Annotated in this window: 6 protein-coding genes; 5 read left to right on the plus strand and 1 reads right to left on the minus strand. The window is 60.5% G+C overall.

What is annotated here, in order from left to right; translation table 11 throughout:
- The first annotated feature begins 332 nt into the window (after window positions 1–332).
- From NW815_RS06230 to NW815_RS06240, 3 genes are read left to right on the plus strand one after another with little or no spacing between them, the layout of a single operon-like run.
- Entirely contained in the window at window positions 333–1,601 is a 1,269-nt protein-coding gene (locus tag NW815_RS06230) for an FAD-dependent oxidoreductase (RefSeq protein WP_414388344.1), read from the plus strand.
- Window positions 1,589–1,786 (plus strand): sulfur carrier protein ThiS, encoded by a 198-nt coding sequence (gene thiS, locus NW815_RS06235; protein ID WP_414357500.1) that lies wholly within the window; start codon window positions 1,589–1,591, stop codon window positions 1,784–1,786. The genes NW815_RS06230 and thiS overlap by 13 nt, the downstream gene beginning before the upstream one ends.
- Before the next feature lie 32 nt (window positions 1,787–1,818).
- Window positions 1,819–2,646 (plus strand): thiazole synthase, encoded by an 828-nt coding sequence (locus NW815_RS06240; RefSeq protein WP_414388341.1) that lies wholly within the window; start codon window positions 1,819–1,821, stop codon window positions 2,644–2,646.
- 22 nt (window positions 2,647–2,668) lie between these two features.
- On the opposite strand, the gene NW815_RS06245 is transcribed toward NW815_RS06240, so the two are convergent.
- Window positions 2,669–3,301: a class I SAM-dependent methyltransferase gene (locus tag NW815_RS06245; protein ID WP_414388338.1), complete on the minus strand. Its 633-nt coding sequence runs from the start codon at window positions 3,299–3,301 to the stop codon at window positions 2,669–2,671.
- A 176-nt stretch (window positions 3,302–3,477) separates the two neighbouring features.
- Between NW815_RS06245 and NW815_RS06250 the strand changes: the two genes are divergently transcribed.
- Both NW815_RS06250 and NW815_RS06255 read left to right on the plus strand, forming a co-directional pair.
- Window positions 3,478–4,209 carry a M50 family metallopeptidase gene (locus NW815_RS06250; RefSeq protein ID WP_414344389.1) on the plus strand — a complete coding sequence of 244 codons (732 nt, stop codon included), beginning with the start codon at window positions 3,478–3,480 and terminating at the stop codon, window positions 4,207–4,209.
- Between the two features lie 131 nt (window positions 4,210–4,340).
- The gene (locus NW815_RS06255; RefSeq protein WP_414388337.1) at window positions 4,341–4,481 is read left to right on the plus strand and encodes a hypothetical protein; all 141 of its coding nucleotides are present in this window, start codon (window positions 4,341–4,343) and stop codon (window positions 4,479–4,481) included.
- Window positions 4,482–4,599 lie beyond the last annotated feature (118 nt).

The raw sequence follows: 4,599 nt of genomic DNA on the forward strand, positions 1-4,599 counted from the left end.
AGTCATTTCAAACTAGATTGAGACACCCCCTAAACGCTCCGCGCCACTGCCCTCACCCCCATTCCTTCTCTCAGAGGGAGAAGGGGGCTAGAGGGAAATGTTTCATTCCGGTTTAATTGAGAATGCCAGAACACTGCGTGATCACCTCCCCCAACACCGCCAGCAACACCGGCACCCCCAGACGGATCCCGGAGACCAACAGCGAGATCAAACAAAAAGCTCCAAGTGAAAAGGCGTTCCAGCGAAGCTTGGCCCAGCACTCCATCAACAAATGCAGGCACAGGTGGGAGCAGATTCATCGCCGAGCTGGAAAGCCTATCATGGGATCCAGTATGGAATCCATTGTGTCAGCAGCGCGGGGCACTTTGACCCTTTCACCCTCCTCTTCTCCGCCAGACCCGCCAGCCAGCCTGACGGGCCCATCCGCTGCTGCGTCAGCAGTAGGGATCACTTGGCCTTGGGCAGCGCAGCGGGATCCCATCCTTGTCCTCGGGGCTGGGCTGATGGGGCGTTTGTTGGCCGCCAGCCTTGTCGAGGTTGGGCATCCCGTCCGCATTGTGGAGGCGGCTCCTGCTGCTGCTGTTGAGAGCAGTGCTGCCCATTTTGCCGCTGCTATGCTGGCTCCCCTAGCCGAGTCTGCCATCGCCGAAGCCAGTGTGGTGGCCCAGGGATACTACGCCCTTTCTCGTTGGCCCTCTCTTTTGGCCAGCTTGCCGCAGCCGGTTTTCTTTCAGCAGGAGGGCACTTTGATCCTCTGGCACCGCCAAGATGCCGGGGAAGCCAAGCGCTTCTCGGCGCTACTGGCCGCTGTGGTGGAGCGCCTTCCCGCTCTCCCTAAGCCCCAGCCTCTGGATGCTCAGGCTCTGGCCGAGCTGGAGCCGTCGGTAGCCGGGCGATTTGCGCAGGGCCTGTATCTTCCCCAAGAGGGCCAACTGGACAACCGCCAACTGTTGGCAGCTTTACTGGCCAAGTTGCGGCAGCACGAGGTGGAAGTGGAGTGGGGTTGCCCCTGGGATCTGAAGCAGGCCCAAGCCTGGCAGCAACAAACCGGAGGCTGGGTTTTGGATTGCCGCGGCCTGGGATCCCAAAAAGAATGGGGCGGGCAAAAACTGCTGCGCGGAGTTCGGGGTGAGGTGGTGCGCCTGTATGCCCCAGAAGTCTCTTTGCGGCGCCCAACCCGGCTGTTGCATCCTCGCTATCCGATCTACATCGCTCCCAAGCCGGGTCAGGTGTTTGTGGTGGGGGCCACTGAAATCGAATCTGAGGATCGCTCGCCGGTGAGCGTCCGCTCCGCCCTGGAGTTGCTCAGCGCCGCCTACGCCGTACATCCTGCCTTTGCCGAAGCGCGTATCCTGGAATTAGGCAGCCAATGTCGTCCCACCTTGGCGGATAACCTGCCAGCCGTGGTGGAGCGCTCACCTCGCCTGTTGCAGATCAACGGCCTCTATCGCCATGGCTTTCTGATCTCCCCGGCCATCCACGATGCTGTCTTGGAGTATCTTCACCAGGGCAGTTGTCGCTTGGCTCAGCAGCTTGGGATCCCCTTTCAGGTGCAGGCTGCCCCTCTTTCCGGTGAGTCCCTGTCGCCATGCGTGTCTTGATCAACCAGAAGCCTTACGATTTGCCGGAAGGCACCACTTTGTCCGAAGCAGTGGCTCAGGTGGGGGCCAGCGGCCCTTTCGCGGTAGCGGTTAATCTGAAGTTTGTGCCACGTGCCCAATACGAGCAAACTCGTCTGCAAGAAGGCGACCAGGTGGAGATCGTCGCTCCGGTTGCCGGCGGCTAGCGCTCAAGTCCGCTTTTCTATCTGCCTCAGCCATGTCCACCCTCCTCCATTGCTCTCCCTCAACTCTGGCCGATGAGGATCCTTTGGTTCTCTACGGCCAACCGTTGCCCAGCCGCCTGATGTTGGGTACGGCTCGCTACCCTTCGCCAGCCATTTTGGAGCAGGCGGTGGCGCGCGCGCAGCCCTGTTTGTTGACGGTTTCTCTGCGGCGGCAAGGGGCACTGGGGCCAGAAACTTCCCAGAGGTTCTGGGCTCTGTTGCAGAAGATGGGGATCCCAGTTCTGCCCAACACCGCCGGCTGCCACAGCGTGCAGGAGGTGATCACAACGGCGGAGATGGCGCGGGAGGTGTTCGGCACCGACTGGATCAAGCTGGAGTTGATTGGGGATGACTACACGCTGCAGCCGGATCCCGTGCAACTGCCCACTGCTGCTGCTGAGCTGGTCCGGCGCGGCTTTAAGGTGCTGCCCTATAGCACCGACGACCTGGTGCTCTGCCAGCGGCTTTTGGATGCTGGCTGTGAGGTGGTGATGCCCTGGGCGGCCCCCATTGGCACCGGCAAAGGCCCCCTCAACCCCTACAGCTTACGCCTGCTGCGGGAGCGGATCGAGGCGCCGCTGATCGTGGATGCCGGCTTGGGCCTGCCCTCCCATGCCTGCCAGGTGATGGAGTGGGGCTTCGACGGGGTGCTGCTAAACACGGCGGTGGCCTTGGCCCGGGATCCGGTGGTCATGGCTGAGGCCTTTGCAGAAGCGGTGCGTTCAGGCCGCCGAGCCTACCTGGCCGGGGCCATGATCCCTCAGGAAACAGCTCAGCCCAGTACGCCTGTCATCGGCACTCCCTTTTGGCACCAGGGCTGACTGCCGCTCTCAGGGGTGCAGCTCAGGCGGCAGGCTTTCGCGCCTGGATAACCTGCAGAGCTCCCCCAGCGTGGAGGGTCTGCCGGATGGATTGCCAACCCTGCTGCTGCAAATACTCGGGCAAATCCAGCTTGAGCAGCTCCCAAGCGGTCTCGGTTTCAAACAGGGCCAAAAAGAGGGCCAGCCCAGGCCAGATCAAGGGTTGTCGAGGCGCGTGCAGATCCAGAATCAAGAGTCCTCCCCCCGGCTTGAGCACCCGCCACACTTCCCGCAGCACCTGCTCCAAGTCGGCGAAGGACAATTCGTGCAGAGCCAAGCTGGTATGCACCCAATCAAAGCTGGCATTGGGAAAGGGCATATCTTGGGCAAAGGCCTCCACAAACTCCACCTGGGGAAGGCGTTTGCGGGCTGCCGCTAGAGCTTTGGGGGAAGCATCCAGGCCCACCACCTGCTGGCTCAGCTCCGCCAACAGTGGGGTTACTTCAGCTGGGCCACAGCAGAGATCCAACACCCGCTCCTGGGGATGAATCTGGATCCCTTGCATGGGCAATCTCCGCAGCCGCTCGTATCCGCCCACTGCCAGGGCAGCCCCGCGACTGATGCTGCGGTAAAGCCAAGGAAATTGATAGCTCCAATCCCGCAGGAAGGTGGCCATCGCCAGGGATCCCTCAGGGGCTCTTTCAGCCTACCTGACCTACATCCATTGCAAACTGGTTTGAGACATATGTTTTTCTGGATTTTCTCGGGGTTGGCTTGGAACTCTCCTCTGCCGGCAGTCGTCTAAGAAGACGAGGCGTTTTAGGCTTTTTTCTGTCTACCCACTGCTGCTCTATGACTCAGTTTGAGCTGCCTCCCTCCCCTTCCGAGAAACCTGGCCGGCACAGCTTGGTTTGGTTGGTGGCTGCTGCAGGTCTGACGGTCTTGCTCTGGCAGCTCCCCTGGGGCAACTATATCCTCTACCCCTTTACGATTCTGGCCACCTGGTTTCATGAGATGGGCCACGGCTTGACGGCAGTGCTGTTGGGTGGGGAGTTTCATCGTCTGGAGATCTATCCCGACGGGTCGGGGTTGGCCTTTCACAGTGGGCACTTGTTTTTGGGGCCGGTGGGTCGAGCTTTGGTGGCCGCCGGTGGGCCAATGGGGCCCCCAATGGCCGGGGCGGTTTTTATCCTGGCTTCTCGTCGTCAAGGTACGGCCCAGTTGGGGTTGTTGGCTTTGGGATCCCTGCTGTTGCTGTCGGCGGTGCTCTGGGTGCGCTCTCTATTTGGCCTGTTGCTGATCCCGGCTATTGGGCTGGGGATCCTGGCGGTGGGCTGCTGGGCTTCCCCTTGGTTGCGGGGCTTTGCCGCACAGTTTTTGGGGGTGCAGGCCTGTGTGAGCACCTACCACCAGCTTGACTACTTATTTACGGCCTCTGCCGTGATCAATGGGCAGGTGATCCACTCCGATTCCAGCCAGATTGCCCAAAACTTGTTCTTGCCCTACTGGTTTTGGGGAGGGGTGATGGCGGTCTCTTCTTTGGTGCTGCTGATAACCAGCTTGCAGCTGACGTTCCGGGACTAGCCGGCAGGGGGCAAAGCCGCAATTTTGGCAGTGGTTCGTGTTATGTAAAAATCCGTCCTCTATCCCTGCCAAGTCGAGAAAACCGCCGCTACAGTAATGGGCAAGAGGAGTGAGGAGTTGAGGAGTGGAGCATGTGGCGGGATGTTATTGGGCTGGCCCTGGCGGCGACCTTACTGTTGATCAGCAAAACCGCCGCAGATACGCTTGGCCAAGGCCAGGTGCAGACTTTCACCGAACCTGAGCCGATGCCCTACTCTGCACCGGTGGAATGAGGTACTCAAGTCTGCTGACGGAAGTCGTAGCGGCGTTGTCGTTTTGTGCAACACTCATTCTAGAGTCTTTGAGGACTCCGTCCGAGTGGCGCGGTCGCAGCAGCGTTGCGGAGCAATA

This window comes from Synechococcus sp. R6-7 (assembly GCF_047461695.1).
Lineage (GTDB): Bacteria > Cyanobacteriota > Cyanobacteriia > Thermostichales > Thermostichaceae > Thermostichus.

Bases quoted from the DNA above. Each gene is read 5' to 3' on its own strand.
- NW815_RS06230 (WP_414388344.1), top strand. From the start codon at position 333: ATGGAATCCATTGTGTCAGCAGCGCGGGGCACTTTGACCCTTTCACCC.
- thiS (WP_414357500.1), top strand. From the start codon at position 1,589: ATGCGTGTCTTGATCAACCAGAAGCCTTACGATTTGCCGGAAGGCACC.
- NW815_RS06240 (WP_414388341.1), top strand. From the start codon at position 1,819: ATGTCCACCCTCCTCCATTGCTCTCCCTCAACTCTGGCCGATGAGGAT.
- NW815_RS06245 (WP_414388338.1), bottom strand. From the start codon at position 3,301: ATGGCCACCTTCCTGCGGGATTGGAGCTATCAATTTCCTTGGCTTTAC.
- NW815_RS06250 (WP_414344389.1), top strand. From the start codon at position 3,478: ATGACTCAGTTTGAGCTGCCTCCCTCCCCTTCCGAGAAACCTGGCCGG.
- NW815_RS06255 (WP_414388337.1), top strand. From the start codon at position 4,341: ATGTGGCGGGATGTTATTGGGCTGGCCCTGGCGGCGACCTTACTGTTG.